This window comes from Bradyrhizobium betae (assembly GCF_004123905.1).
Taxonomy (GTDB): Bacteria; Pseudomonadota; Alphaproteobacteria; order Rhizobiales; family Xanthobacteraceae; genus Bradyrhizobium; species Bradyrhizobium betae_A.
The window spans coordinates 1,082,101-1,107,344 of the sequence record NZ_MZXW01000016.1; the positions used below are offsets into that span (position 1 = coordinate 1,082,101).

The following is a 25,244-nucleotide window of genomic DNA, read 5'->3' on the forward strand; positions in this document are numbered from 1 at the left end:
CTATACCGGATCAGCTGGCGTCAAAAGCGCTTTACCCGAGCAGCGAGAGCATGTGGCCCTGCTCCGGCGGAATGCGGCCCTTCAGCGTGTCGAGATAGACCTGCCGCACCGCCTCGGGGCCGTGGCTCTCGACCACGGTCAGGCATGTCTCCAGCATCGGCGAAAAGCCAGACCACGCTGCGCCAAAGCGCTGCTCGATGCCGCCGGGGCCCCACTCCTTGGCGCGCTTGCGGATCTGGTCGGGCGCGAAGAACCAGCGCGGCTTTGCACCGGGCAGCGCGCCTTCGTCGGGCTCGGTGGCGCGATGCGTCAATCCGACGCGCACCGAGCATTTCATCTGGTCGCCGAAATGTCGGTGCAGCGCGGTTCGCAGCGCGCTGTTGCCGGCCATGTCGACGAAGGCGACCGTCACGTCCGTTGGCAGCGACGTCACGCGATCATAGGTGACGACCTCGTCGTAACATCCGAGCGAGGTGACGAAGCCGGCATTGCCTGATGAGGTCAGGCCGACGACGTTGCGGCCGCGCGCATGCAGCAGATGCGCAAGGCCGAACGCAGTCTTGCTCGAGGCGCTGGAGAGCAAAACCGTGCTTGTGCCAAAGTCGTCGTTCTCGGCAAGGAAGTCGTCGACCAGGAATGACAGCATGAACAGCGGCCGTAGCAGCGCCTGGTAGTCACCTTGCTTGCCGGCATAGGCGGGATCGCCGCCGACGCGCGCATAGGCGTTGTAGACCGGCGCGGCGACTTGCCGATGCGCAGCACCGTCACGCAAACCGCGCTTGCTGACGTCGGAGGCCTCGATCACGAGATGCGTCGCCATCGGGAAATAGCCGAACAGGCGTTCACCCGTCGGGACGTTCGGATGTTTCGAGGCGATCACCTCGCCAAAGCCCCATACCGGAATGTTGCCGAAGCCGTGTGGTGCAGGAAAGAGCTGCCAGTATTTCAGCTCGTCGCCGAGCACGGCATAGGTGATGTTGTTGGCGGTCAGGGCGAAGCGGTCAACCTTCACCAATAGAGCATCCTGTGGCAGCGCGTTCGCCGCCGGCAGCTCGGTGGCGATCGTCTTGCAATTCTCGAAATCGTCTCGCGCAACGATGAAGTCGATGGCTGTCATGGTGTCGATCCCGGCTCTGGTCCGCGCCGGGATCTCATCGGTCATGCGCAAGGCGTTTGCAACGGCAACATAGTTTTAAACGCTGTTTGTCGCGTCCCGCTAGGGTTGGTTTGCCCAATAGGGGTCGCGCAGCCTGCGTTTGAAGATCTTTCCGGTCGCTTCGCGGGGCAGCGCGTCCATGAACTGGACGACTTTCGGCACCTTGAAGTTGGCCAATCGCTCGCGCAGCCAGGCCTGCACCGCGGCGGGGGAGAGCTGCGCGTCTGTCTCCGGTTCGATGCAGGCGCACAGCCGCTCGCCATATTCCGCGTCGGGGATGCCGAACACCGCGCAATCGCGCACGCCGGGCATCGCGATCAGCACGTTCTCGATCTCGGCGGGATAGATGTTGACGCCGCCCGATATCACCATGTCGCGCTTGCGGTCGCACAGGAACAGATAGCCGTCTTCGTCGAGATAGCCGACGTCGCCGACGCTGACGAGACCATCGCGCCCGGCCTCGGCACGCGCCTGCGCCTTGCCGTGATAATCGAAATCGGGCACGGCCGTCTGGCGCATGTAGATTTCGCCGATCTCGTTGGCACCGCAGAGGCTGCCGTCCTCGCGGAAGATTTTGACGATGCCGCCCTCGATGGCGCGGCCGACCGTGCCCGGCTTGTTCAATGCCTCCTCGGCCGAATGCCACACCGGGATGCCGGTCTCGGTCGAGCCGAAATATTCGTTGATGACCAGTCCCCACCAATCGATCATGGCGCGCTTGATCTCGGGCGGGCAGGGCGCGGCGCCATGCACGACGAAACGCAGTGAGGAGAGGTCATAGCGCTGTCTCACGACATCGGGCAGCCGCAGCAGCCGGACGAACATGGTCGGCACCATGTGGACATGGGTGACGCGGTGGCGCTCGATCAGCGCCAGCAGCTCCTCGGCGTCGAACCGCGCCTGGAGGACGATAGTGCAGCCGCTGCGGAACGCCAGCATGCCGTAGGAATGCGGTGCGGAGTGATACATCGGCCCGTTGATCAGCACGACCTGATTGTCGTTCGGCTTGATGCCATAGGCGATCGCACCCATCCGTTCGGAGGCGGCCGCCTGCTCGGGTTGCATCGGCCTGCGCCGCACGCCCTTCGGCATGCCCGTGGTTCCCGAGGTGTAGATCATCGCTGCTGCCCGGCGGGGTGGCTCCTGCATTTCCGGATGGCCGTCGCGCCAGCTGTCCCAGTCGCTTAGTCCGGCCGGAACCTCGATCATATCAGGGGTAATCTCGAAGGTCGTCGCGAGTTCGGGCGGCGTTGCGACGACGAGGAGGCGGACATCGGCCGGCAGGCCGGCGCGGATTTGCGGCAGCAGATCGGCGTGGCAAACCAGGATCTTCGCGCCGCTGTCGGTCAGGATGTAGCGGACCTCCTCGGCCTTGAGATGCCAGTTGATCGGCACCACCGGACTGCCCAACGCGGCGGAAGCCGCGACCACCTCGAACAGCGCAAAATCGTTACGCAGCATCATGGCCACCGGAGCGCCCTCGGCAAGGCCGAGCCCGCGAAGTCCGCTGGCGGCCCGCCTGATGCGGGCATGGATCTCGTCATAGCCGATCCGGCGTTCGCCGCTGATGATCATGGCGTGTCCTTATTTCGCTTGAGCCTAGCGATCATCCAGTACGTCGCCAAACCCGACCCAGCTCTTGCCGTTGAAACGGCGGAGCTGAAGCTGCTGGAACGGCAGATAGTCGTCGGGGCCGGTCGTAACAGACATGCCCGGCAGCAGTAGCGGTAACTTGATCTCCTTCAGCGAGGCGGCCTGGCGCATAATGTTGTCGCGGCTGACATCGTCCTTGCAGGCCTTGAGCACCGTCATCAGCAGCGTCGCGTAATGGTAGCCGGCCGCGTAGTTGGAGTTGGAGAGGTCCGCGGTCGGCATGTATTGCTTCATGAACGCAAAATACGCCTTCACGCCGGGGTCTTCGGCCCATTGCGGGTCCATCGTGTCCTTCTGATTGCTCGACGAGATCAGGCCGACCGCGTTGTCGAGCCCGGCCGGCTCGAGGAACGAGATCGACGACGCCGAGGTCGGCACAAAGACCAAGTCCGGCTTCCAGCCGATTTCCGCCACGCCCTTGACCAGCTGCGAGGTGAATTTTCCGAGCACGACGCCGTACAGCACGTTGGCACCGGAGGCCTTCAGGGTCGAGAGCTGCGAGCTGATCGTCGGCGCGCTGGTCTCGTAGCTCGCCTCCGCGATGATCATGCTGGCGGCCTTGGCTCCGAGCGCGCGCTTGAAGCCGGCGACATAGTCGCGGCCGAAATCATCGTTCTGGGACAGGATTGCGATCCTGGCGTCGGGCTTGGACTGCAAGATGTACTTGGCATAGACGACACCCTCGGATTCGTAGGCTGCCATGCCCGGCATCGTCCACGGGTTCTTCTGCGGATCGGCCCATTTGGTCGCGCCCGAGAGCACGAACAGCTGCGGCACCTTTTTGGCGTTGAGGTAGCGCTGCACGGCGCTGTTGGTGGCGGTGCCGAGCGAGCCGAACATCATCAGCACCTCGTCCTGCTCCACCAGCTTGCGGGTCTGCTCGACCGTTTTCGGCGGCGAGTAGGCGTCGTCCAATGTGATGAACTTGACCTTGCGCCCGTTGATGCCGCCTTCGGCATTGACCTTCTCGAAGAACGCTTCCTGCGTCCGCCCGATCGCGCCGAAGCCGGAGGCCGGACCGCTATAGGGCAGGGTCTGCCCGATGCGGATCTCGTTGCTGTCGTCGGCATGGGCGCCCCCGGAGGCAAGCGTCAGCAACGACATGCCGATCAGTGCGGCTGCCAGCTTCATGATGTCCTCCCGTTGTTCTTGTTTGTCCGAAACGTCAGGCGCTGGCCCGCATCAGGAAATCCTGCCGGGCCTGATCGAATTCCGCTTTCATCCGGTCGACCAGCTCAGCGACCGGCGGCGCGTCGGTAATCTGCCCAATGCCCTGGCCCGATCCCCAGATGTCGCGCCACGCCTTGGATTTCATGTTGCCGCCAGAACCGAAATTCATCTTCGATTTGTCGGCGACCGGGAGATTGTCCGGATCAAGTCCGGCCGCGGCGATCGAGGGTCCGAGATAGTTGCCGTGCACGCCGGTGAACAGGTTAGTGTACACGATGTCGTGCGCGGCGTGCTGCGTCAGCGCGGACTTGTAGGCTTCATCGGCGTTGGCTTCCTGCGTCGCGATGAAGCGCGTGCCCATATAGGCGAGGTCGGCGCCCAGCGTCAGCGCGGAGGCGATGCCAAAACCGTCGCTGATCGCGCCCGACAGCAGGATCGCGCCGTCGAACCATTGCTTGACCTCGCGCACCAGCGCGAAGGGCGACAGCGTCCCGGCATGCCCGCCAGCGCCGGCGCAGACCAGAATCAGGCCGTCGACGCCCTGCTCGGCGGCCTTGCGCGCATGCTTGACGTTGATGACGTCGTGGAACACCAGCCCGCCATAGGAATGCGCGGCCTCGACAAGCTCCGCCGGCGGTCGCAGCGAGGTGATGATGATGGGCGCCTTGTGCTTTACACAGGTCTCCATGTCTTTCATCAGCCGGTCGTTGGAGGCATGGCAGATCTGGTTGACGGCGTAGGGCGCGACCTTCTTGCCGGGATTGCGCGACTTGTATTCCCCGAGCTCGTCCTCGATGCGGCTCAGCCACTCGTCGAGCTTCTCGACCGGACGGGCATTGAGCGCGGGAAACGAGCCGACGATTCCGGCCTTGCACTGCGCAATCACCAGCTCCGGTCCGGAGACGATGAAGAGGGGCGAGCCGACGACGGGCAGCTCCAGTGTGTTCTTGAGCAGGGCGGGCAGTGCCATCCGATCCTCCTGACGACGCGCGTCGACGGCCTGCCGGCCGATTGTGAGCGCTTCCATGTCGATTGTCGCGCCGGCGGGGGTATCCGCCGCCCAGCGCTTTGACCCCACTATAGGGTTGGACGCCGGGCAGGGGATCGTTCAATATTGAACATGCGCGTACTCAAGTTTGAACGGAGCTGGCGGTGGACTGGGACCTCTGCAAGACCTTTGTCGCGGTCGCCGACACCGGCAGCTTCACGGCCGCGGCGCGACGGCTGCACGCCAGCCATCCGACCGTCAGCCGCAAGATCGCGGCGCTGGAGGCGCAGCTCGGCACAAAACTGCTGGTGCGCGCCGCGGATGGATTCGTGCTCACCGCCGATGGGCGTACGCTCCGCGAGCATGCGGAGGCGATGGCGGTCGCAGCACTCAGGGCCGAGGCCGCCGTTGCCGCTGGCGGGCGCAAGGCGCGCGGCACGGTCAAGCTATCGATCGGCGCGACGCTGGCCTCGCACTGGCTGATGCCGCGGCTGCGATCCTTCCTGGGCGCGCATGATCACATCCGGCTCGAGATCATCACGCATCCGTTCCCGGCCAGCGTGCGTCGCCGCGAGGCCGATGTTGTGCTGCGCCCGGTCGACAGCGGTGAGGAAAACCTGGTCGGCCGCAAGGTCGGCCGTCTCGGCACCGGCTTCTATGCCTCGCGCGACTATGCCGCCGGCCGGTCCTTGCCGGAACGGAGCGGCGAGTGGAAGGGGCACAGCGTCATCGGCTTTGCCGACCAGGATTCCAACGCGCAGCTGGCGCGCTGGAGCGATACGATCACCCGTCAGGGCACCATGGTGATGCGCTGCTCGTCGCAGGGCGACATGCTGGCGGCGGTGCGCGCCGGGATCGGAATCTCAGCGCTGTCCTGTTTCGTCGCGGAAAGCTATCCGGACCTGGTACGCGTCGCGCCGCAGAAACTCGCCAGCGTCGCCGACCTCTGGCTGCTCGCCCATCCTGATCTGGTCGAGCTGTCCGCGGTGCGCGCCGTGGTCGACTTCGTGGCGGAATGCGCCCGCGCCGATCGCGAACGGCTGCGGGGTTAGGGCTGGTTGCCGATGACGCCTTCGCGCTTCTTGATCACGCGATAATAGCTCCACCACAGATGCGCGGCTGCGCCGCGCAGCGGTCGCCATGGCTCGGCCAGAGGCGCCATCTGCTTTTCCGTCGGCCGCGCCTGGAGCCCCAGGCCAACCTTGATCCCCTCCTGCACGGCGATATCGCCGGCCGGCCAGGCATCGCCATGCCCGAGGCAGAACAGCAGATAGACATCGGCCGTCCACGGGCCGATGCCGGGCAGCGTAATCAGCGTATGGTGCGCGGCCTCGGCGTCTTCCTCAGCGAGCACGTCGAGGTTCAGCCGCTGCGCATTGATCTCACGGGCGAGATGCTTCAGCGTCTTGATCTTGGCAGCGGACAGGCCGAGCCGCCCCAGTCGGTCGGTGCGGGCGCGGCGCACCGCGTCATGGTCGAACGGATCGAACGCGGCCGACAGCCGCCCCCAGATCGCCGCGGCGCTCGCGGTCGAAAGCTGCTGCCCGCAAACGATGTGCGCCAGCCCCGTAAAGCCGGGCTCGCGCCGCCGCAAGGCGGGCATGCCCGCGATTTCGAGCACAGGCTTGAGCCGCGGATCGCGCTTGACCAGCGCATGGACGGCTTCTTCGAGATCGGACTGGGTTTCGAGGTGGATGGTCATGATGGCCTGGCAGACTCTCTCCGGCGTCATGGCCGGGCTTGTCCCGGCCATCCACGTCCTTCTAACCGCGCATCATTGTTAGCATGAGTGGCGGCCGTCGCATCTGCTCGTCCTGCGATCTTGACATCGTTGGTATGTGGCAACGAAGAACGTGGATGGCCGGGACAAGCCCGGCCATGACGAGATCCTTCGCATGGCGCCACCCGTTTTCCGATTTGCCCCCAGCCCGAATGGCCTCTTGCATCTCGGCCACGCTTATTCGGCGCTGCTGAACTTCGACCGCGCCCGCGAGACGGGCGGGCGGCTGTTGCTGCGGATCGAGGACATCGACGCGACCCGCTGCCGGCCGGAGTTCGAGACGGCGATTGACGAAGACCTCGCCTGGCTCGGGATCGCCTGGGAGACGCCGGTGCGGCGGCAGTCGGAACATCTTTCCGATTATCGTGCCGCGCTGGAAAGGCTCTCCGCGCTCGGCCTCGTCTATCCCGCCTTCGAAAGCCGCGCTGAGATCGCAAGGCTGGTGGACGCGCGCGAGGCCGATGGGCTGTGGCCGCGCGATCCCGATGGCGCGCCGCTCTATCCCGGTGACGCCAAATCGTTGCCCGCGGACGAGCGGGCGCGCCTGATTGACACCGGCGTGCCTTACGCGCTGCGGCTCGACATGGCGGCCGCCTGCCAGCGCGTCGCCGGCCTGACCTGGAACGAGTTGGGCGAAGGGCCCGATGGCGAGCACGGCCTCGTCCCGGCGCGGCCCGAGGCCTGGGGCGACGTCATCGTGGCGCGCAAGGAGACGCCGACCAGCTACCATTTGTCCGTCGTCGTCGACGACGCGCTTCAGGGCGTCAGCGAGGTGGTGCGGGGGCAGGACCTGTTTCACGCGACCTCGGTCCACTGCCTGCTGCAGGTCCTGCTCGGCCTGCCGCACCCCGTCTATCGCCACCACGCCCTGATTCGTGATGGCGAGGGGCGGAAGCTGTCGAAATCGAGCCGCTCGACCGGTCTGCGGGAGTTGCGCAACGCCGGTATTTCGCCCGCCGGTATCCGCCGGTTGGTGGGATTAGGCTAAGTTTCTCTGGGGGTTAGCAAAACACCGCCGTGACTCCGGGTGTTCCGCCGTGCCATGCTTGCCCCGAGAGCCCGGGGTTCGAAGGGGATACTTCGAAGGGAGTTATGGCGGCGAAAACGCGCGCAGCGCGCACTACGCGGACGTCCAAACGAGTGGCTCGGAAGCGGTCCGGGCCAGCCGCGAAGGCGCGCAAGCGGAGCACCAAGGCGGTCGCGCCGGACGTGGTCCAGGCCGCGCTCGCCGCCTTTGCCCATGAGGTCCGCACCCCCCTGACCGGCATTTTGGCCATCAGCGACCTGCTCGCGACCTCCGATCTCGGCGAGCGGGAGCGGCGCTGGGCCGACACCATCAAGGCCGGCGCCGAGCATCTGGCGAGCCTTGCCACCCTGTTCGTGGACGCGGCCCGAACCGGCAAGGGGACGGGCGGCAGCACGCTGCGGCAGGACTTGTTCGACCTGCGCACGCTCGCCCGCAGCGCCGGCGATTCGCTGGCCGGGCGCGCCGCGGCCAAGGGCCTCCAGGCCCAGGTCGAGATATCCGACAAGCTGCCGGGGCTCGTGGTCGGCGATCCCGTCCGCTTGCGTGCGGCGCTCGAGAACCTGATCGACAATGCCGTCAAATTCACCGAGCACGGCGGCGTGGCACTCGCGGTCGCGCCCTGGCGCCCGGCCAAAGGCAAGGACAAGGCGAAGGGCAAGGCAAGGGAGAAGAGCAGGGTGGGCGTCGCCTTCTCGATCTCCGACAGCGGCATCGGCCTGAGCATGGCCGAGATCAAGCGGCTGTTCCGCCCGTTCACCCAGGCCAATGTCACCATCGCCTCGCGCTTCGGCGGCGCCGGGCTCGGGCTGTCCTCGGTGAAGCAATTGGCGCGCGCGATGGGTGGCGATATCTCGGTCGCACTGCGCCGCGGCGGCGGCGCCACCTTCACACTGACGGTGTCGCTGGACGCGACCGGACCGGCCAGGTCCCGCAAATCGAAGGGCCAAGCCGAGGCGGATGCGGTGGCCGCGCTGCGCGTGCTCAGCGTCGAGGACAATCCGTTCGGCCGCGTCGTGCTCAACACGATTCTGACCGAGCTCGGCCATCATGCCGAGTTCGTCGGGCGCGGCGAGGATGCGGTGAACCGGCTGGAGCGGGGCGCGTTCGACGCGGTGCTGATGGACATGGTGCTGCCCGGCATCGACGGCGTCGAGGCGATCAGGCGGATCCGCACCATGCCGGCGCCGCTGGCTCAGATCCCCATCATCGGCGTGTCCGGCCGCGGCGAGGACGAAGCGGCCTCGCGCGAGGCCGGCGCCGACGCGTTCCTGGTCAAGCCTGTGTCTCCGCGGGCTTTAGCGACTGCGCTGCTTGAAGCGAAACGCCGTGAGGTAGCCGCGACTTGATGATCGCGGCGTTGAGCTCGCCGCCGTAAACGAAGATCGCGGCGATGAAATACAGAAACACCAGCGCGATGATGACCGAGGCGAGCCCCGCATACATCGTCACGTAATTGTTGGCGAAGCGCGCCAGATATTGGCCAAACACGATGCCCGAGATCAGCGACGCTACGATGGTGAAGACGATGCCGGGCAGGATCTGGAGGAAGCCGCGCCGTCCCGCCGGCAGCCAGGCGTGCAGGATCAGCAGTGCCACGACTAGCGCGGCGACCGTGATGCCGTAGCGCAGCCAGGTGAGGATGCTCTCGTTGGACTCGACGAACAGCGGGATGTGGCGCCGCGCCGCCTCGATGAAGAGTGGGCCGAGCACGATCAGGAACGCCATCGCGAGTGCGGTGATGGCCGCGACCAGCGTGTAGGCGATCGATTCCAGCCGCAGCCAGTACCAGCGCCGCATCTCGACGACTGCGTAGGCGCGGTTGAGCGCGACGCGGAGCGCCTCGACGCCGTTAGAGGCGAAATAGACCGACAGCACCGCGCCGATCGTCAGCACGCCGGTGCGGGTGGTGGTCAGCACGTCGTGGATCTCGCCGGAGAGCGCGTCCGCCACTTGCGTAGGCCAAACCTGAAGCAACAGACTTGCCGCCTGGTCGGCGAGTTCCTTGGAGCCGAAGAAGCCGGCCAGCGAGGTCAGCACGATCAGGAACGGGAACAGCGCCATCAGCGTCGACAGCGCGATGTGGCTGGCGATCGCCCAGCCGTCATCGGCGAGGAACGTGTAGAACGCGTCCTCTACGACGTTATAGATGGCGCGGATTGCCTTCACTGCTCGCCCTGTATTGCTCTCTCGCCCCGCAAGCAGGGAGAGACGAAGAAGGACGGTGATGGACGCAAATCGGAAATCATCCAACTAGCTTCTGATATTATTGGCTTAAAAGCCAGATCGGGAAGGTGATAGCGGACCGGCGCTCACGGTGTTATCACCCCCCGATGGCATCTCTCCTGAGCACTTTCATCCTGCCGGTGGCAGCCGGCGCCGTGGCGCTGGTGCTGCTGCTCGGCCTCATCAACATGATGCGCGGCGGCTCGCCCAACACCTCGCAGAAGCTGATGCGCTGGCGCGTGCTGCTGCAATTCGTGGCGATCGTCATTGCCATGATCGCGGTCTGGGCGATGGGGCGCTAACATGGTCGTACTCAATCGCATTTATACCAAGACCGGTGACGACGGCACGACAGCGCTGGGCTCCGGCGAGCGCCGTCCGAAATACGATCTGCGCATCGAGGCCTATGGCACCGTCGACGAGACCAACGCCGCGATCGGCGTGGTTAGGCTTCACACCCACGATATGCCCGAGTTCGATGCGATGCTCGGCCGAATCCAGAACGATCTGTTCGATCTCGGCGCCGATCTCGCCGTGCCCGAGCGCGAGGGAAAAGCGGAACGGCTGCGCGTGGTGACAAGCCAGGTCGAGCGACTCGAGCGCGACATCGACGCGCTCAACGACAAGCTCGCCCCGCTGACCTCCTTCGTGCTGCCCGGCGGCACGCCGGCTGCCGCCTACCTCCACGTTGCCCGTACGATTTGCCGCAGGGCGGAACGCGTGATGGTGGAACTGGCGGCCCGGCCCAACGAGACCGTTGGTAGCGCTGGCATCCAGTATATGAACCGCCTGTCGGACTTCCTGTTCGTGGCCAGCCGCGCGGCTAACCACAACGGCGCCGGCGACGTGCTCTGGGTTCCGGGCCAGAATCGCTGACCCATTGAGGTCGGTATTTCTAAGGTCTAAAATTTGGCCCTGTCGCGCGTTGACCGGGCCGGATCAGGCCTTTAGGTTCCGCGCCAGTTGAATAACCCCTTCCCAAATTGAGTGAAAGAGGATCGATGAAGGTCTTGGTGCCGGTAAAGCGGGTGGTCGATTACAACGTCAAGGTCCGCGTCAAGGGCGATGGATCGGGCGTTGAACTCGCCAACGTCAAAATGTCCATGAACCCTTTCGATGAGATCGCGGTCGAGGAAGCGCTGCGCCTGAAGGAAGCCGGCAAGGCCACCGAGGTCGTGGTCGTGTCCATCGGACCGGCCCAGGCGTCGGAGACGATCCGCACTGGTCTGGCCATGGGCGCCGATCGCGGCATCCTGGTGAAGGTGGATGGCATCGTCGAGCCGCTCGCTGTCGCCAAGATCCTGAAGAAGATCGCCGATGAAGAGCAGCCCGGCCTGATCATTCTGGGCAAGCAGGCAATCGACGACGACTCGAACCAGACCGGCCAGATGCTGGCCGCGCTGCTCGGCTGGTCGCAGGCGACCTTCGCCTCGAAGCTCGAAGTCGAAGGCTCCGACTTCAAGGTCATCCGCGAAGTCGACGGCGGCTTGCAGACCGTGAAGCTGAAGGGACCGGCGATCGTCACTACGGACCTGCGTCTCAACGAGCCGCGCTACGCGTCGCTGCCCAACATCATGAAGGCGAAGAAGAAGCCGATCGCGGACAAGACCGTCGCCGATTACGGCGTCGATGTTACCGCGCGCCTCGAAGTTCTCAAGACGACTGAGCCGGCGGGCCGCAAGGCCGGCGTCAAGGTCAAGGACGTCGCCGAGCTGGTGTCGAAACTCAAGAACGAAGCCGGGGTGCTCTGATGCCGACGCTGCTGATTGCTGAACACGACAATGCGTCGTTGAAGGATGCGACCAACAAGGCCCTGACTGCGGCCGCCGCACTTGGCGCTGATGTCGAGGTGCTGGTGGCTGGCCAGAACGCAAGCTCCGCGGCGGACGCCGCCGCCAAGCTCGCCGGCGTGAAGAAGGTGCTGCTCGCCAATGGCGATGCCTATGCGCACGATCTCGCCGAGCCGCTGGCCGCCCTGATCGTCTCGCTGGCGCCGTCCTATAACGCGATCGTCGCCCCCGCGACCTCGCGTTTCAAGAACGTGATGCCGCGTGTCGCGGCGCTGCTCGATGTCATGCAGGTCTCGGAGATCACCAAGGTTGTCGCGCCCGACACCTATGAGCGTCCGATCTATGCCGGCAACGCCATCCAGACGGTGAAGTCGAAGGACGCCAAGAAGGTCATCACCGTCCGTACCTCCACCTTCGCCGCAGCCGGCGAGGGCGGCAGTGCGCCGGTCGAGGGCATCGCTGCGGCCGCCGATCCGGGCCTGTCGACCTTCGTCGGCGAGGAAGTCGCCAAGAGCGATCGTCCCGAGCTGACCTCGGCCAAGATCATCGTCTCCGGTGGCCGCGCCATGCAGAGCCGCGAGAATTTTGCCAAATATATCGAGCCGCTCGCCGACAAGCTCGGCGCCGGCGTCGGTGCCTCGCGCGCGGCGGTGGACGCCGGCTATGCGCCGAACGACTGGCAGGTCGGCCAGACCGGCAAGGTCGTGGCCCCCGAGCTCTATGTCGCGGTGGGCATTTCCGGCGCGATCCAGCATTTGGCCGGCATGAAAGACTCCAAGGTGATCGTCGCGATCAACAAGGACGAGGACGCGCCGATCTTCCAGGTCGCCGATTACGGGCTGGTCGCCGACCTCTATCAGGCGGTTCCGGAGCTCACCGACGCGCTCGCCAAGCTCGGCAAGTAAAAACGCGGTAAAAACACCGGCCGGAGTGCTACACTCCGGCCGGTGTTTCTTTTTTGAGGCGTTTTCTTTGGCGTGGGGCACGCCTTCGAAGCGATCCAATCTAGGTTTCGAGCCAAGGTTCTGGTTAAATCAGATCTCCCGGCTCGGGGGATTAGGCAGGCGCGACATGCGCGCCGTTCCGGTGGATGACATTATGGCGGCAGTGATCAAGAAGGTCGGCGTGATCGGCGCGGGGCAGATGGGCAACGGCATCGCGCATGTCGCGGCGCTGGCCGGCTTCGACGTGGTGCTCAACGACGTCTCGGCCGACCGCCTCAAGTCGGGCATGGCCACCATCAACGGCAATCTGGCGCGCCAGGTCTCCAAGAAGGGCGTGACCGAGGACGACAAGGCCAAGGCGATGGCGCGCATCACGCTCGCCGAAAAGCTCGAGGGCCTCGCCGATTGCGATCTCGTGATCGAGACCGCGGTCGAGAAGGAAGAGGTCAAGCGCAAGATTTTCCACGAGCTCTGTGCAGTCCTGAAGCCTGAGGCGATCGTCGCCTCCGATACCTCCTCGATCTCGATCACGCGGCTTGCCGCCGCCACCGACCGGCCCGAGCGCTTTATCGGCATTCACTTCATGAATCCGGTGCCGCTGATGGAGTTGGTCGAGCTGATCCGCGGCATCGCCACCGACGATTCCACCTTCGAGGCCTCCAAGGAATTCGTCGCCAAGCTCGGCAAGCAGGTCGCGGTCTCCGAGGATTTCCCGGCCTTCATCGTCAACCGCATTCTGCTGCCGATGATCAACGAGGCGATCTACACTCTGTACGAAGGCGTCGGCAACGTCGAGGCGATTGACGCTGCGATGAAGCTGGGTGCGCACCATCCGATGGGCCCGCTCGAGCTCGCCGATTTCATCGGTCTCGATACCTGCCTGTCGATCATGCAGGTGCTGCACGAAGGGCTCGCCGACTCCAAATACCGCCCGTGCCCGCTGCTGGTGAAATACGTCGAAGCCGGCTGGCTCGGCCGCAAGACCCAGCGCGGCTTCTACGACTACCGCGGCGCCAAGCCGGTTCCGACGCGGTAGGGTAGTCTCGTGCCCCGGACGCTGCGCAGCGCGTCAGCGATGCGCTGCAGAGCCGGGGCCCAGAAGCAGCGTGCACGCTGAAGCATGGGTCCCGGCTCTGCGGTGCGTCACTTCGTGCCGCGCCGCGTCCGGGACACGGACAAGGCCCCCCGGCACTGTGACAATTCATGTCGCGTTAACCCATCCGCCCTAGGTTGCGACCGGTAAGAGGGTTTGCGTAATGGACATGATGGCGATGGTCAGCACCATGCTGGCCGCTCAGCAAGGCGCGCTGCAGTCGAATATCTCGGCGACGCTGATGAAGCAGAACGCGGACGCGGAGAAATCCACCGTCCTGACCCTGCTCGGCGCCGGTCAGCCCTCGCTCGCCAATGTCGGCGCGGGCGTCGGCGGCAACCTCAATATCTCAGCCTAAAACGACGCGGCGGCCTTGCCTGTCGCGGCCCGGATCAGCTTGAGCGCATCCTCGCTCGCCCATTCAGCCGGCCCCGCGATCGTCGCGATCTCGCACCCTTGCGGGTCGACCAGCACCGAGGTCGGCATGCCAAGGGCCCGGCCTATGGCCTTAAGATCCTGGAAAACCTTGGCTTTCTGATCGTTGAAATAGCCGAGCCGGGTCAGATTGGCCTCTTTCAGGAAGGTCTTGGGCTTCTCGGGGTCCCGGGTGTCGATATTGATCGCCACCACCTCGAAATTCGGGCCCGACAGCTTGCCCTGGAGCTCGTCCAGCGCCGGCATCTCCTTCCGGCACGGCACGCACCAGGTGGCCCAGAGGTTCACCAGCAGCGTCTTGCCGCGGAAGTCCGACAGCTTTTTCGGCTTGCCGTCGGAATCCTCGAAAGTGAGGTCCGGCAGCTTCAGCGGGGCGCTCGCCATGGTCAGCGCCGCCATCTCGCCATGGGCGAGCGGGCCGATCCTCGAGGCCGTCGCCACCGCCGGCTTGCAGGTCGGATCGCCTGAGGGAGCCCGGCTCAGGCCCAGCCCGTACAGCGCGGCGAAGCCCGCCAGCCCGCCGACCACCACTGTGGCGATGACAAGGGGGATCCGGCGCGTGGCGGAGGGCTTCTGGTCGAGCATATCGTTTGTCATCCGGTCGCAGATATGGCTATCAGAGGCCTCTTAATACGGCTGGCTGCGGCCAGCAAATGTGCGGCAAGGCAAGGCGTGAGCAGGGGATCATGAGCAACAAGATGTGGGGCGGCCGGTTCTCGGAACGTCCCGATGAGATCATGGAAGAGATCAACGTCTCCATCGACGTCGATCGTCACCTGTTTGCCCAGGACATTGCCGCGTCCAAGGCTCACGCCGCGATGCTGGCCAGCCAAGGCATCATCACGGCCTCTGATGCGAAAAATATCGGCAAGGGTCTAGACACGATTTTGTCAGAGATCGGCAAGGGCGGCTTCACGTTCAAGCGCGCGCTCGAAGATATCCATATGAATGTCGAGAGCCGCCTGTCGGAGCTGATCGGCCCCGCCGCCGGCCGCCTGCACACCGCGCGTTCCCGCAACGACCAGGTCGCGACCGATTTCCGTCTCTATGTCCGCGACGTTCTCGATGAGACCGATGCCGCGCTCGCCGCTTTCCAGGCCGCGTTGGTCAATCGCGCGCTCGAACATGCGGCAACCGTGATGCCGGGCTTCACGCATCTCCAGACCGCGCAGCCCGTCACCTTCGGCCACCATCTGCTCGCCTATGTCGAGATGGCCGCGCGCGACCGCGGCCGTTTCCAGGATGCGCGCAAGCGGCTCAACGAGTCGCCGCTCGGCGCCGCCGCGCTAGCCGGTACCTCGTTCCCGATCGATCGCCACGCCACCGCAAAGGAGCTCGGCTTCGATCGTCCGATGGCGAACTCGCTCGATGCGGTCTCCGATCGCGACTTCGTGCTGGAGACCTTGTCGGCCGCCTCGATCTGCGCCGTGCACATGTCGCGCCTTGCCGAGGAGATCGTGATCTGGACCTCGCCGCTGGTCGGCATGATCCGCCTCAGCGACAAGTTCACCACGGGATCCTCGATCATGCCGCAGAAGCGCAACCCGGATGCCGCCGAGCTCGTGCGCGCCAAGACCGGCCGTGTCATCGGCGCGCTCAACGGCCTCTTGATCGTGATGAAGGGCCTGCCGCTCGCCTATCAAAAGGACATGCAGGAGGACAAGCAGGGCGCCATGGAAGGCTTTGCCGCGCTGTCGCTGGCGATCCGCGCCATGACCGGCATGGTCCGCGACCTCGAGCCTGACGAAGCCAAGATGAAGGCTGCCGCGGGCGAGGGCTATTCCACCGCGACCGATCTCGCCGACTGGCTGGTGCGGACGCTGAAGATGCCGTTCCGCGACGCCCACCATGTCACCGGCCGCATCGTCGCCAAGGCCGCTGAAGGCGGCCTGGCGCTGCACGAGCTGCCGCTGAAGGAGATGCAGGCGATCGAGCCCAAGATCACCAAGGACGTGCTCGGCGTGCTCTCGGTCGAATCGTCGGTGAAGAGCCGGACCAGCTTTGGCGGTACCGCGCCGAAGAACGTGGCGGCTCAGGCCAAGGCTTGGGTGAAGCGGCTGGAAAAAGAGCGAAAATTGGGCTGAGGGGCAAAATTTCGCTGATGTTTCATGGTCATCCGGCTCTCGCCAGAGCGTGCCAATCTCTGTATGGTGCGGCCCGCGTAGTGGGGATTTCGTCGTGACGTCAAAGTTTCGCCCGGCCGGCTCGGGGTGGGCCATCATTGTCTTGAGCCTGACGGCGCTCGCGCTGGCCGGTTGTGGCCGCAAGGGCCCGCTGGATCTGCCGCCGACCGCCTCCAGCGCGTCCACGGCCAACATCGCCGCACCGACCGATACCGAAACCGAAGCCCAGAAAACGCCGAGCGTGTTCAATCCCACCTATGGTGCGGACGCCGCTCCCGCGGCGGCCAAGGGCAGGAAGAAATCGTTTATTCTCGACCCGCTCCTGGACGAAAGACCCAGCAAGTAAGCTGGGGCAACTGAGCCAACGCCATGAACCATTTCGACTATCGCAACGGCGTGCTGCACGCCGAGGCTGTGAACCTGTCCGAGTTGGCCGCAGCCGTCGGCACGCCGTTCTATTGCTATTCGACGGCGACGCTCGAACGGCACTACCGCGTCTTCGCCGACGCCTTTGCCGGCGAGAAGGTCCTGGTCTGCTACGCCATGAAGGCGAACTCCAACCAGTCGGTGCTGCGCACGCTGGCCAAGCTGGGCGCAGGTGCTGACGTCGTGTCCGGTGGCGAATTGAAGCGCGCGCTGGCCGCCGGCATTCCCGCGAGCAAGATCCTGTTCTCCGGCGTCGGCAAGACGGAAGACGAGCTGCGCGCCGCGCTCGCTGCCGACATCCTCTGTCTCAACGTCGAATCCGAGCCCGAGCTTGAGCTGCTGTCGCGCCTTGCGACCGAGATGGGCAAGACCGCGCGCATCTCGATCCGCGTCAATCCGGATGTCGATGCCGGCACGCACGCAAAAATCTCGACCGGCAAGTCCGAGAACAAGTTCGGCATCCCGATCGCCTATGCCCGCGAGGTCTATGCCCGCGCCGCGAAGCTTCCGGGCATCGAGGTGACAGGCACCGACGTGCATATCGGCAGCCAGATCACCGATCTTTCCAAGATGGAGATTGCGTTCCGCATCCTCTCCGAGTTCGTGCAGACGCTCCGCTCCGACGGTCACAACATCTCGCATGTCGATTTCGGCGGCGGCCTCGGCATTCCCTATTACATGGACCGCGAGGCGCCGCCGGCGCCCGACGTCTATGCCGCCATGGTCAAGCGCGTCAGCCACAATCTCGGCTGCACGCTGATGTTCGAGCCGGGCCGCATGATCGTCGGCAATGCCGGTATTCTCGTCGCCAAGGTCATCTATGTGAAGCACGGCGACGGCAAGAATTTCGTCATCATCGACGCCGCGATGAACGACCTCATTCGCCCGACGCTGTACGAGGCCCATCACGACATCCTGCCAGTGACGCAGCCGGCCAAGGGCGCTGCGATGATCTCGGCCGACGTCGTCGGCCCGGTCTGTGAGACCGGCGACTATCTCGCATTGGACCGCACGCTGCCGACGCCGAAGCCGGGCGATCTCATCGCGATTATGACCGCAGGCGCTTATGGCGCGGTGCAGGCTGGCACTTACAACACAAGGCCGCTGGTGCCCGAGGTGCTGGTGAAGGGCGATCAGTATGCTGTGGTGCGCCCGCGCATCGAGGTCGAGCAACTCATCGCGATGGATACGCCCGCGCCTTGGCTGTGATTGATTGACCGTAGCCCGGATTGCGCTTCGCTCCATCCGGGCCTACGGGACCTGACAAGACGCCGGCGAGCCTATGCTCGCCGGCGTTTCTTGTTCGTCACGGCCCGTATTTGGGGGCCGGCTTCTGATTGAAATCGTTCTCGTCGGTGACGCAGCTGAAGTTCGCCGCATTGTTGGTGTCGCCGTTGCCGTTGTACTTCGCGACCTTGGGGAAGACGCAAAGCGGCCGGGTCATCTGAACCGCGGGCGGCGTATCGGCCACGAACTTCGTGGCGAGGATCGTGTCCGGCGCGACGCCGGCCTCGACCCATTTGACCAGCGGTGTGAGCGCATCGAACGTGTTGGGACCGGGCCCGCCGGCGCAATGGTACATCCCGGGCACCATGAACAGGCGAGTGTAGCTCTGGGTCCGTCGCAGCGCCGGATTGCCGTTGCCATGATCGAAGAAGCCGACCGGTTGGAACCCTTGCGGGAATCCTGGGCCTTCATTCCCAACCAGCGCGAGGAAATAGTTGATGCTGCTCTGTGACGGGATCAGCGGGTCGGCCCAGCCGTGGTACATCAGCAGCTTGCCACCATGCCCCCTGAATTCGCCGAGATCAGTGCTCGTTGCGTTGAGCACCGCCGCAAGCTGGTCATCCACCTTGGCGATGTCGTGGTGAAAATCGAAATTGGCAAAGTTGGTTGCGCTTGCGGGGTAGCCGAAGCTCGGGCCGAACACCCAGTAGAACAGGCCGTCGAAGGCTGGCTCGGGCAGTCGCTCCTGGAACGCGAGGCCAAGAGCGAGGATGTCGTCGGTCTCGTTGCCGCGCTGGGAGCCCGGATTGATGATCTGCCCGTTCACCGGGTCGATCGTGCCGCCGTAATAGCGCTGCATGGTCGTGACCTGATCGGAGGTCAGGCATGCGGGTGGCACGCTGCCACCTTTGCAGAGCAGGACCTTCGGATCGAAACGACAATCGCGCGGATCGGTGAGGAACTGATCGGTCTTGGCGCCGCCATCCTGGCCGACGCATTGCTTGAGCACGGCCTGGTTGATCAGCGTCATCTGGCCCGCCTGGATGAAGCGGCCCGGGCTCGCATGCGCGTTCTGCCAGCCATAGAGCCCTGCCATGTGGAGGTGAGTACGGTTAAACGCGGGAGCGCCGGCAAGGATGCCGTCATAGTCGTTGGGGAAGCGCTGCGCTTCCATCAGTGCGTTCTGGCCGCCGGTTGAGCAGCCGGCGAAATAGGCCCTCTGCGGCCGCTGCCCGTAAAACGCGTTGGCGATTTCCTTGCCTCGCACGGTCATCAGATGGATCGCGCGATAGCCGAAATCCTTGATGCGCTCAGGATGCCCGAACAGTCCGGTCGAGGGGCTCGCGGGATCGCCGAATTGAATCGCGAGCGGATTGCCCATGTTGCCGGCCGAGCCGCAGAACAGTGGGTTGCATCCCGAAGATCCGGTGCCGAGGTCGCTGTTGGTCGCGGCAAAGCCGGCCTGGATGCCGATGGCGAGCTCATTGTAGGTGATCACGCCCTGGAAGCCGCCACCGCCGGTGCCGAGGAATCTGCCGTTCCACGTGCTTTCAGGCAACCAGACCTCGATCCTGATGCTGGAGTCAGAACTGGGGACCAGGGTTGCGGTGACACGGCAGAAAGCGGGTAGGCCGGTGATCGGGCTCGAGCCAGGCGGGACGAAGGTGCCGGTCGTGTTGTCGTCCGCCGAATTGATCACCGTGTGCTGCAGTTGCAAGGATCGAAGATTGGTGCACGCCGTCGCCATGGCGGGCGAGGTGATTGCGACACAGGCAAACAGGGCCATGGTCGCACCGACAAGTAAGTGTCGATGACGCTTCATTCCGTCCTCCCTGATTTTTGCAGGCTTGTAGAGAGGACAGGATAGCCCACAACGAATGCAACTCAAGGATGAATCGTCGCGTCGCGAAATGATCCGCGATCTCGCGCGCCGGTTGCGAGGACGTAGCCCGGAGTGCGGCTACTTCCCCGCCAATCCGCCGGTCTTCCCGCCGACTACGACTCCCGCCTTCTTCTCGATCGGCTTGATCGCCGCGGTGAAATCGGACTCTGGGCCTTCCGCGCTGATGACGGTCTCCCATAGCCGCCCGACCGCGTCGGCGACCTCCATCGACAGGCCGAGCTGCTTCATCTCGTCGAGCGCCAGCCGCACATCCTTCACCATCAGCCCCGTCGCGAAGCCGAAGTCAAAACTGCGCGGCAGCACCGCGCGCGGAAACTTGTCGCGGCTGGCGGTGTTCATGCCCGAGCCTGAATTGATCACATCAATCATCACGGCGGGATCGAGGCCCGCTTTCACGCCCATCACCACGGCTTCCGACGTCGCCACCATTGCGGTGGCCGACAGGAAATTGTTGGCGAGCTTCATGGTCTGCGCCGCGCCCGGCTTCTCGCCGATGAAGAACACTTTTCCGATCACATCGAGCGCCGGCTTCAGCAGCTCGAACTCAGTCTTCGGCCCGGACACCATCACCGCCAGCGTGCCCTTCTCGGCGCCGCCGACGCCCCCCGAAACGGGGCAGTCGATCTGCACGATGTCACGCTTGGCCAGAAGGCCATGAATCTTCGCGGCCATCGCCGAGCCGACGGTGGAGAGATCGATGAAGCGTTTGGCGCGGCTCCCCTCGATCACGCCGTTTGCGCCGGTTGCGACCGCAAGCGATGCCTGGAGCGAAGGCAGGCTCGCCATCACAGTCTCGACCTGGTCGGCGACGTCCTTCGGTGATGACGCAGCAGTCGCGCCGCGCGCCACCAGTCTATCGACGACCTCGTTGCGCGTGTCGAACACGACGAGCTTGTGTCCCGCCTCGATCAGCCGCCGCGCCATCGGGAAACCCATGTTTCCGAGGCCGATGAATCCGATGTCCATAATCCTGTTTCCTTCCCACCTTCATTGCGAGGAGCGAAGCGACGAAGCAATCCAGGCTGTCTCCGCGGAGCGATACTGGATTGCTTCGGTGCGCTCGCAATGACGAAGCAATGCGTTGAACGTTGTTGTTTTGTTTGGGCTCACGCCTTGCCGTCGATCTCCGCGAACACCTCGCGCGCGATGCGAAAACTGTCGACGGCGGCCGGCATGCCGCCATAGATCGCAACCTGCATCAGGATCTCGCGGATCTCGTCGCGGCTGACGCCATTGGTCAATGCACCCTTGAGATGCGCGCGAAACTCGTGCTGGCGGTTGAGAATCGCGATCATGGCGATGTTGAGCATGCTGCGGGTCTTGCGCGGCAGCTCCTCGCGGCCCCACACCGTGCCCCAGCAATATTCGTTGAGCATCTCCTGGAACGGGCGGTTGAAATCGTCGACGTTCTTCAGGGCGTTGTTGACATAGGCCTCGCCCAGCACCGCTTTGCGGACTTCCAGGCCCTTGTCGTGCATCTTCTTGTCCATGGCGTTTCCTCTATTTCCCCTACGTTTCCTTGGGGATGGCGCGCGGAAATTACGGGGTTGCGGCCGGGCAGTCACGTCCTCGTGTTATGCGGGAAAAGGGGTGTCTCCCGTACAGGAACGGATGCCTCAGTGCTGCCGTTGTGGTACGCTTGGCTCTACCCGGCAACCTGGAGAGCTGATTGAACGGCGTCACCCCCGGCCCGTCAGACCCGATCCGCGATGGCGACGCTCTGTCGCGGCTGAAGCTGGCGCAGGCCCTCGATCGGGCCATCTATGCCATCGCGTGGGAGCGTGCCTGGCCAAATCTCGCGCGTCTTCTGACCGTCGTCGGCCTGTTCCTGGTGGTGTCCTGGGCCGGGCTCTGGCTTGCCTTGCCGTTCCTGGCCCGCGCCATCGGCCTCGTCGTTTTCGCCGGCGTTGCGATTGCCGCGCTGTTCCCGTTGATTCGCTTCCGCTGGCCGAGCCGCGAGGAAGCTCTCGGCCGGCTCGACCGCGGGTCCGGCATCCGTCACCGCCCGGCCACCACGCTCACGGACACGCTGACCTCGCAGGACCCGATCGCAAAGGCGCTGTGGCAGGCGCAGCGCGAGCGCACGCAGGCCTCGCTCAAGCGCATCCGTGCCGGTCTGCCGCAGCCGCGGCTGGCTCTGCACGATCCCTGGGCGCTGCGCGCGCTGGTGATGGTGATGCTGGTTGCGACCTTCTTCGCTGCCGGCGACGAGCGCGCGATGCGGCTCGGTGCCGCCTTCGACTGGAACGGCGTTCTGGCGCCGACCAATATCCGCGTCGATGCCTGGGTCACCCCGCCGCTCTACACCGGCAAACCGCCGGTGATCCTGTCGGCGGCGAACAAGGAGGCTGCGGCACTGCCGGCCTCTGGCCCGCTCGCCGTGCCCGCCGGCTCGACCCTGATCGTGCGCTCCTCCGGCGGCAGCCTTGATGTCGTCGTTTCCGGCGGCCTTAAGGAGGTCGCCCCCACAGAAGCCACGCCCAAGGGCACCAACGAGAAGCATTTTACCATCACCGGTAACGGCACCGCGCATGTCCGCGCGCCCTCCGGCCAGCCGCAATGGGCGTTCGCGGCGACGCCGGACCGACCGCCGACGATCGCGCTCGCCAAGGATCCGGAGCGCCAGGCCCGCGGCGGGCTGCAGCTCTCCTATAAGATCGAGGACGATTACGGCGTCACTGGCGCCGAGGCGCAAATCGGCCTGCGCGCCGCCGATGCTGGCAAGGACGCGAAGGACGGCGATACCAAGGCTGCCGCACGGCCGCTGTTCCCGCCGCCGCAATTCCCGCTGGTGCTGCCGAATGCGCGCACCCGCAACGGCGTCGGCCAGACGGTGAAGGACCTCAGCGAAGACCCCTATGCCGGCGCCGACGTCACGCTGACGCTCACCGCCAAGGACGAGGCCGGCAACGAGGCCAAAAGCGAACCCTTCAACATGCGCCTGCCCGAGCGGCTGTTCACGAACTCGCTCGCGCGCGCGTTGATCGAGCAGCGCCGCATCCTCGCGCTCGACGCCAACAAGAATTCCGACGTCTACGCCGCGCTCGACGCGCTGATGATCGCGCCCGAATTGTTCACGCCGGATGCCGGCTGTTATCTCGGCCTGCGCAACCTGGCGTCCCAGCTCGAGGCGGCGCGCACCGATGACGCGCTACGCGACGTGGTGGCGAGCATGTGGGCGTTCTCGGTCACCATCGAGGACGACGGTGTCGCTGGCAGCGTCAACGCGGCGCTCCGCGGGGCGCAGGACGCGCTGAAGCGGGCGCTCGAGCGCGGTGCTAGCGAGGACGAGATCAGGGTTTTGACGCAGAAGCTGCGCGAGGCCATGGCCGGCAAGGTGCGTGATCTCGCCCGGCGCGCCGAGCAAAATCCGCTTGGACCCCGGCAGCCATTCCCCGCCGAGGTCCAGCTCATCCTCGACAAGTCCGTCGAGCTGAAACAAAAGACCCAGAACGCCACGCCCGAGCAGCTCGAAGAGCTCGCGAAGCAGCAGGACGCATTGCGCGAGCAGCTTCAGGCCTATCGCAAGTCGGCGAACAATCGGGCGAAGGCGGGCAACGACGGGGCCAACCAGTCGACGCGAGACCGTAAATGCGGAAGCTAGCACGCGTGCCAGTCTTGAAGGCGATATCGATCGCCTGCCTCGCCTTCCTGCTGGGAGGCGTCTCGCCAGTTGCTGCCCAGCAGGATCAGGATGTCGATGCCCTGCTCGATAGCGCCGAAAAGGCGATGCAGGATTCCGGCGACAGCCTCAGGCAGAAGGAATCCGGCAAGAGCCTGAACAATCAATCCGATGCCATTCAGAAGCTGGAGGAGTACAAGCGGGCGACGGAACGCAGCCAGTCCTCCAGCCGCGATCGCTCCGTCATCACGCAGCGCGATCTCGACGAGCTCCTCAAGCAGATCGAGAAGGCGGCGCGCGAAGGCAACAAAGAGGCCGCCCAACGCATGCTTGAGCAGCTCGCGCAGATCATGGAAAACCTCCAGATGGCGCAGCCGGGTCAATCCGGCGACAGCGAGATGGAGCAGGCGCTGAACGAGCTCAGCGACATGATCCGCAAGCAGCAGCAATTGCGCGACAAGACTTTCAAGCAGGGGCAGGATTCCCGGCGTGACCGCTCGCGCGGCAAGCAGCAGGGCGACCAGTCGATGTCGGACCTGCAGCAGGACCAGCAGGCGCTGCGCGACCGCCTGAAGAAGCTGCAGGACGAACTCGCCAAGCGCGGCCTGACGCAGAAGGGGCAAAAGGGCCAGAAGCAGCAGGGGCAGAAGGGCCAGCAAGGCGAGCAGGGACAGCCCGGCCAGAATGGCGATCAGGACGGCGACGACGGTGATGACGACGGCAGTCTGGACTCCGCCGACGGCGCCATGGGCGATGCCGGCTCGAAGCTCGGCGAGGGCAACGCGGACGGCGCCGTGGACTCGCAGGGCAAGGCGCTCGACGCCTTGCGCAAGGGTGCGCAGAAGATGGCCGAGGCGATGCAGCAGGGCGATGGCGACGGGCAGGGCGATGGTCCCGGCAACCGGGCCGGTCGCCAGCAGAGCGGCGGCAACCAGACCGATCCGCTCGGTCGTCCGCTTCACGGCCGCGAGTTCAGTGACGATTACACGGTCAAGATCCCCGGCGAGATCGACGCCCAGCGCGTCCGCCGCATCCTCGAAGAGCTCCGCCGCCGCCTCGGCGATCCCTCGCGCCCGCAGATCGAGCTCGATTATATCGAGCGGCTGCTGAAGGACTTTTGAGGCCGCTCTCGGTGTCATCGCCCGCGCAGCGGGCGATCCAGTATTCCAGAGACAGTAGCGATTGAACCGAGAGGCCGCGGCGTACTGGATGCCCCGGTCAAGCCGGGGCATGACAGCGGAGTGTCTGGTTCGCCCTGCCGTCAGCTCTTCTTCGCCGCCAGCGCGTCCGCCACCGCGGTGCGGATGTCGGCAACCGAGAACGGTTTTGTCACGACGTCGTGCACCAGCGCGTTGAGGTTCGAGGCGCGCTCGCGCTGGTCGGCAAATCCGGTCATCAGCAAAATGGTGAGGTCAGGGAAATCGCGCGCGGCGGAGAGTGCCAGCGCGATGCCGTCCATCACGGGCATCTGGATGTCGGTGAGCAGGAGATCGAACGCGCCGTCCGCGCGGGTCAGGATCTCCAGCGCCTCGGCGCCGTCCTGCGCGGTGACGGTCTCGTGGCCATCCATGGCGATGGCGCGCGCCACGAGTTGGCGCATCGAATCCTCGTCGTCGGCGATCAGAACTTTGGGCATGAGAGCAACCTTGGGACGAACCTTCCCGTGCGGGACCCTACAAGCTGA

General features: G+C 65.0%; 25 protein-coding genes. 14 read left to right on the forward strand and 11 right to left on the reverse strand.

Annotation, left to right across the window (positions count from 1 at the left end):
* Positions 1–31: 31 nt before the first annotated feature.
* The 4 genes from B5V03_RS15430 to B5V03_RS15445 form a co-directional block, all read right to left on the reverse strand.
* Complete coding sequence (locus B5V03_RS15430; RefSeq protein ID WP_129271120.1) at positions 32–1,117, reverse strand: DUF2855 family protein; 1,086 nt, start codon at positions 1,115–1,117, stop codon at positions 32–34.
* A gap of 99 nt (positions 1,118–1,216) precedes the next feature.
* A complete protein-coding gene (locus B5V03_RS15435; RefSeq protein WP_129271121.1) occupies positions 1,217–2,731 on the reverse strand; it encodes an acyl-CoA synthetase in 1,515 nt (504 codons plus the stop codon).
* 24 nt (positions 2,732–2,755) lie between these two features.
* Positions 2,756–3,940 (reverse strand): ABC transporter substrate-binding protein, encoded by a 1,185-nt coding sequence (locus tag B5V03_RS15440; RefSeq protein WP_129271122.1) that lies wholly within the window; start codon positions 3,938–3,940, stop codon positions 2,756–2,758.
* Positions 3,941–3,974: 34 nt separating this feature from the next.
* Positions 3,975–4,949, reverse strand: coding sequence for an NAD(P)H-dependent flavin oxidoreductase (locus B5V03_RS15445; protein ID WP_129271123.1), 975 nt, complete (start codon positions 4,947–4,949; stop codon positions 3,975–3,977).
* 182 nt (positions 4,950–5,131) lie between these two features.
* Here B5V03_RS15445 and B5V03_RS15450 point away from each other — a divergent pair, with 182 nt between their 5' ends.
* Positions 5,132–6,019 (forward strand): LysR family transcriptional regulator, encoded by an 888-nt coding sequence (locus tag B5V03_RS15450; RefSeq protein ID WP_129271124.1) that lies wholly within the window; start codon positions 5,132–5,134, stop codon positions 6,017–6,019.
* Here B5V03_RS15450 and B5V03_RS15455 read toward each other — a convergent pair.
* Entirely contained in the window at positions 6,016–6,669 is a 654-nt protein-coding gene (locus tag B5V03_RS15455) for a DNA-3-methyladenine glycosylase family protein (protein ID WP_129271233.1), read from the reverse strand. The genes B5V03_RS15450 and B5V03_RS15455 overlap by 4 nt on opposite strands.
* Before the next feature lie 193 nt (positions 6,670–6,862).
* On the opposite strand from B5V03_RS15455, the gene gluQRS reads away from it, so the two are divergent.
* Positions 6,863–7,735, forward strand: a complete 873-nt coding sequence (gene gluQRS, locus B5V03_RS15460) for a tRNA glutamyl-Q(34) synthetase GluQRS (RefSeq protein ID WP_129271125.1) — start codon at positions 6,863–6,865, stop codon at positions 7,733–7,735.
* 104 nt (positions 7,736–7,839) lie between these two features.
* The gene (locus tag B5V03_RS15465) at positions 7,840–9,120 is read left to right on the forward strand and encodes an ATP-binding protein (RefSeq protein ID WP_129271126.1); all 1,281 of its coding nucleotides are present in this window, start codon (positions 7,840–7,842) and stop codon (positions 9,118–9,120) included.
* On the opposite strand, the gene B5V03_RS15470 is transcribed toward B5V03_RS15465, so the two are convergent.
* Positions 9,047–9,940, reverse strand: coding sequence for a YihY/virulence factor BrkB family protein (locus B5V03_RS15470; RefSeq protein ID WP_129271127.1), 894 nt, complete (start codon positions 9,938–9,940; stop codon positions 9,047–9,049). The genes B5V03_RS15465 and B5V03_RS15470 overlap by 74 nt on opposite strands.
* 164 nt (positions 9,941–10,104) lie before the next feature.
* On the opposite strand from B5V03_RS15470, the gene B5V03_RS15475 reads away from it, so the two are divergent.
* The 6 genes from B5V03_RS15475 to B5V03_RS15500 all read left to right on the forward strand — a co-directional run bounded on the left by B5V03_RS15475 (position 10,105) and on the right by B5V03_RS15500 (position 14,182).
* Positions 10,105–10,299, forward strand: coding sequence for a twin transmembrane helix small protein (locus tag B5V03_RS15475; protein ID WP_129271128.1), 195 nt, complete (start codon positions 10,105–10,107; stop codon positions 10,297–10,299).
* 1 nt (position 10,300) lies between these two features.
* Positions 10,301–10,873, forward strand: coding sequence for a cob(I)yrinic acid a,c-diamide adenosyltransferase (locus B5V03_RS15480; RefSeq protein WP_129271129.1), 573 nt, complete (start codon positions 10,301–10,303; stop codon positions 10,871–10,873).
* Positions 10,874–10,998: 125 nt separating this feature from the next.
* Positions 10,999–11,748, forward strand: coding sequence for an electron transfer flavoprotein subunit beta/FixA family protein (locus B5V03_RS15485; RefSeq protein WP_129271130.1), 750 nt, complete (start codon positions 10,999–11,001; stop codon positions 11,746–11,748).
* Positions 11,748–12,692: an electron transfer flavoprotein subunit alpha/FixB family protein gene (locus B5V03_RS15490; RefSeq protein WP_129271131.1), complete on the forward strand. Its 945-nt coding sequence runs from the start codon at positions 11,748–11,750 to the stop codon at positions 12,690–12,692. The genes B5V03_RS15485 and B5V03_RS15490 overlap by 1 nt, the downstream gene beginning before the upstream one ends.
* Positions 12,693–12,885: 193 nt before the next feature.
* Positions 12,886–13,767 (forward strand): 3-hydroxybutyryl-CoA dehydrogenase, encoded by an 882-nt coding sequence (locus B5V03_RS15495; protein WP_129271132.1) that lies wholly within the window; start codon positions 12,886–12,888, stop codon positions 13,765–13,767.
* A gap of 220 nt (positions 13,768–13,987) precedes the next feature.
* Positions 13,988–14,182: a hypothetical protein gene (locus B5V03_RS15500; protein WP_129271133.1), complete on the forward strand. Its 195-nt coding sequence runs from the start codon at positions 13,988–13,990 to the stop codon at positions 14,180–14,182.
* Here the strand turns inward: B5V03_RS15500 and tlpA are convergent.
* Positions 14,179–14,844 carry a thiol:disulfide interchange protein TlpA gene (gene tlpA, locus B5V03_RS15505; protein WP_129271134.1) on the reverse strand — a complete coding sequence of 222 codons (666 nt, stop codon included), beginning with the start codon at positions 14,842–14,844 and terminating at the stop codon, positions 14,179–14,181. The genes B5V03_RS15500 and tlpA overlap by 4 nt on opposite strands.
* Positions 14,845–14,945: 101 nt before the next feature.
* Here tlpA and argH point away from each other — a divergent pair, with 101 nt between their 5' ends.
* The 3 genes from argH (at position 14,946) to lysA (ending at position 18,017) form a co-directional block, all read left to right on the forward strand.
* The gene (gene argH, locus B5V03_RS15510) at positions 14,946–16,343 is read left to right on the forward strand and encodes an argininosuccinate lyase (RefSeq protein WP_129271135.1); all 1,398 of its coding nucleotides are present in this window, start codon (positions 14,946–14,948) and stop codon (positions 16,341–16,343) included.
* Between the two features lie 94 nt (positions 16,344–16,437).
* Positions 16,438–16,728, forward strand: a complete 291-nt coding sequence (gene lptM, locus B5V03_RS15515) for an LPS translocon maturation chaperone LptM (protein ID WP_129271136.1) — start codon at positions 16,438–16,440, stop codon at positions 16,726–16,728.
* 23 nt (positions 16,729–16,751) lie between these two features.
* Positions 16,752–18,017, forward strand: a complete 1,266-nt coding sequence (gene lysA / locus B5V03_RS15520) for a diaminopimelate decarboxylase (protein ID WP_129271137.1) — start codon at positions 16,752–16,754, stop codon at positions 18,015–18,017.
* Positions 18,018–18,114: 97 nt separating this feature from the next.
* Here the strand turns inward: lysA and B5V03_RS15525 are convergent, their stop codons facing one another.
* From B5V03_RS15525 to B5V03_RS15540, 3 genes are all read right to left on the reverse strand, one after another.
* Positions 18,115–19,857 carry a tannase/feruloyl esterase family alpha/beta hydrolase gene (locus B5V03_RS15525; protein ID WP_129271138.1) on the reverse strand — a complete coding sequence of 581 codons (1,743 nt, stop codon included), beginning with the start codon at positions 19,855–19,857 and terminating at the stop codon, positions 18,115–18,117.
* Between the two features lie 138 nt (positions 19,858–19,995).
* On the reverse strand, positions 19,996–20,904 hold the full coding sequence (locus B5V03_RS15530; protein ID WP_129271139.1) for an NAD(P)-dependent oxidoreductase: 909 nt from the start codon (positions 20,902–20,904) through the stop codon (positions 19,996–19,998).
* 140 nt (positions 20,905–21,044) lie between these two features.
* A complete protein-coding gene (locus tag B5V03_RS15540) occupies positions 21,045–21,428 on the reverse strand; it encodes a carboxymuconolactone decarboxylase family protein (RefSeq protein WP_014491654.1) in 384 nt (127 codons plus the stop codon).
* A gap of 179 nt (positions 21,429–21,607) precedes the next feature.
* Here B5V03_RS15540 and B5V03_RS15545 point away from each other — a divergent pair, with 179 nt between their 5' ends.
* Both B5V03_RS15545 and B5V03_RS15550 read left to right on the forward strand, forming a co-directional pair.
* Positions 21,608–23,542, forward strand: coding sequence for a TIGR02302 family protein (locus tag B5V03_RS15545; RefSeq protein ID WP_129271141.1), 1,935 nt, complete (start codon positions 21,608–21,610; stop codon positions 23,540–23,542).
* Positions 23,530–24,681 (forward strand): DUF4175 family protein, encoded by a 1,152-nt coding sequence (locus tag B5V03_RS15550; RefSeq protein WP_129271142.1) that lies wholly within the window; start codon positions 23,530–23,532, stop codon positions 24,679–24,681. Before B5V03_RS15545 ends, B5V03_RS15550 begins: the two co-directional genes overlap by 13 nt.
* A gap of 140 nt (positions 24,682–24,821) precedes the next feature.
* Here the strand turns inward: B5V03_RS15550 and B5V03_RS15555 are convergent, their stop codons facing one another.
* Positions 24,822–25,196: a response regulator gene (locus B5V03_RS15555; protein ID WP_129271143.1), complete on the reverse strand. Its 375-nt coding sequence runs from the start codon at positions 25,194–25,196 to the stop codon at positions 24,822–24,824.
* Positions 25,197–25,244: the final 48 nt, after the last annotated feature.

Coding starts and splice junctions, on each gene's coding strand:
- B5V03_RS15430 (WP_129271120.1), bottom strand. CDS start 1,117: ATGACAGCCATCGACTTCATCGTTGCGCGAGACGATTTCGAGAATTGC.
- B5V03_RS15435 (WP_129271121.1), bottom strand. CDS start 2,731: ATGATCATCAGCGGCGAACGCCGGATCGGCTATGACGAGATCCATGCC.
- B5V03_RS15440 (WP_129271122.1), bottom strand. CDS start 3,940: ATGAAGCTGGCAGCCGCACTGATCGGCATGTCGTTGCTGACGCTTGCC.
- B5V03_RS15445 (WP_129271123.1), bottom strand. CDS start 4,949: ATGGCACTGCCCGCCCTGCTCAAGAACACACTGGAGCTGCCCGTCGTC.
- B5V03_RS15455 (WP_129271233.1), bottom strand. CDS start 6,669: ATGACCATCCACCTCGAAACCCAGTCCGATCTCGAAGAAGCCGTCCAT.
- gluQRS (WP_129271125.1), top strand. CDS start 6,863: ATGGCGCCACCCGTTTTCCGATTTGCCCCCAGCCCGAATGGCCTCTTG.
- B5V03_RS15465 (WP_129271126.1), top strand. CDS start 7,840: ATGGCGGCGAAAACGCGCGCAGCGCGCACTACGCGGACGTCCAAACGA.
- B5V03_RS15475 (WP_129271128.1), top strand. CDS start 10,105: ATGGCATCTCTCCTGAGCACTTTCATCCTGCCGGTGGCAGCCGGCGCC.
- B5V03_RS15480 (WP_129271129.1), top strand. CDS start 10,301: ATGGTCGTACTCAATCGCATTTATACCAAGACCGGTGACGACGGCACG.
- B5V03_RS15485 (WP_129271130.1), top strand. CDS start 10,999: ATGAAGGTCTTGGTGCCGGTAAAGCGGGTGGTCGATTACAACGTCAAG.
- B5V03_RS15490 (WP_129271131.1), top strand. CDS start 11,748: ATGCCGACGCTGCTGATTGCTGAACACGACAATGCGTCGTTGAAGGAT.
- B5V03_RS15495 (WP_129271132.1), top strand. CDS start 12,886: ATGGCGGCAGTGATCAAGAAGGTCGGCGTGATCGGCGCGGGGCAGATG.
- B5V03_RS15500 (WP_129271133.1), top strand. CDS start 13,988: ATGGACATGATGGCGATGGTCAGCACCATGCTGGCCGCTCAGCAAGGC.
- tlpA (WP_129271134.1), bottom strand. CDS start 14,844: ATGCTCGACCAGAAGCCCTCCGCCACGCGCCGGATCCCCCTTGTCATC.
- argH (WP_129271135.1), top strand. CDS start 14,946: ATGAGCAACAAGATGTGGGGCGGCCGGTTCTCGGAACGTCCCGATGAG.
- lysA (WP_129271137.1), top strand. CDS start 16,752: ATGAACCATTTCGACTATCGCAACGGCGTGCTGCACGCCGAGGCTGTG.
- B5V03_RS15525 (WP_129271138.1), bottom strand. CDS start 19,857: ATGAAGCGTCATCGACACTTACTTGTCGGTGCGACCATGGCCCTGTTT.
- B5V03_RS15530 (WP_129271139.1), bottom strand. CDS start 20,904: ATGGACATCGGATTCATCGGCCTCGGAAACATGGGTTTCCCGATGGCG.
- B5V03_RS15540 (WP_014491654.1), bottom strand. CDS start 21,428: ATGGACAAGAAGATGCACGACAAGGGCCTGGAAGTCCGCAAAGCGGTG.
- B5V03_RS15550 (WP_129271142.1), top strand. CDS start 23,530: ATGCGGAAGCTAGCACGCGTGCCAGTCTTGAAGGCGATATCGATCGCC.
- B5V03_RS15555 (WP_129271143.1), bottom strand. CDS start 25,196: ATGCCCAAAGTTCTGATCGCCGACGACGAGGATTCGATGCGCCAACTC.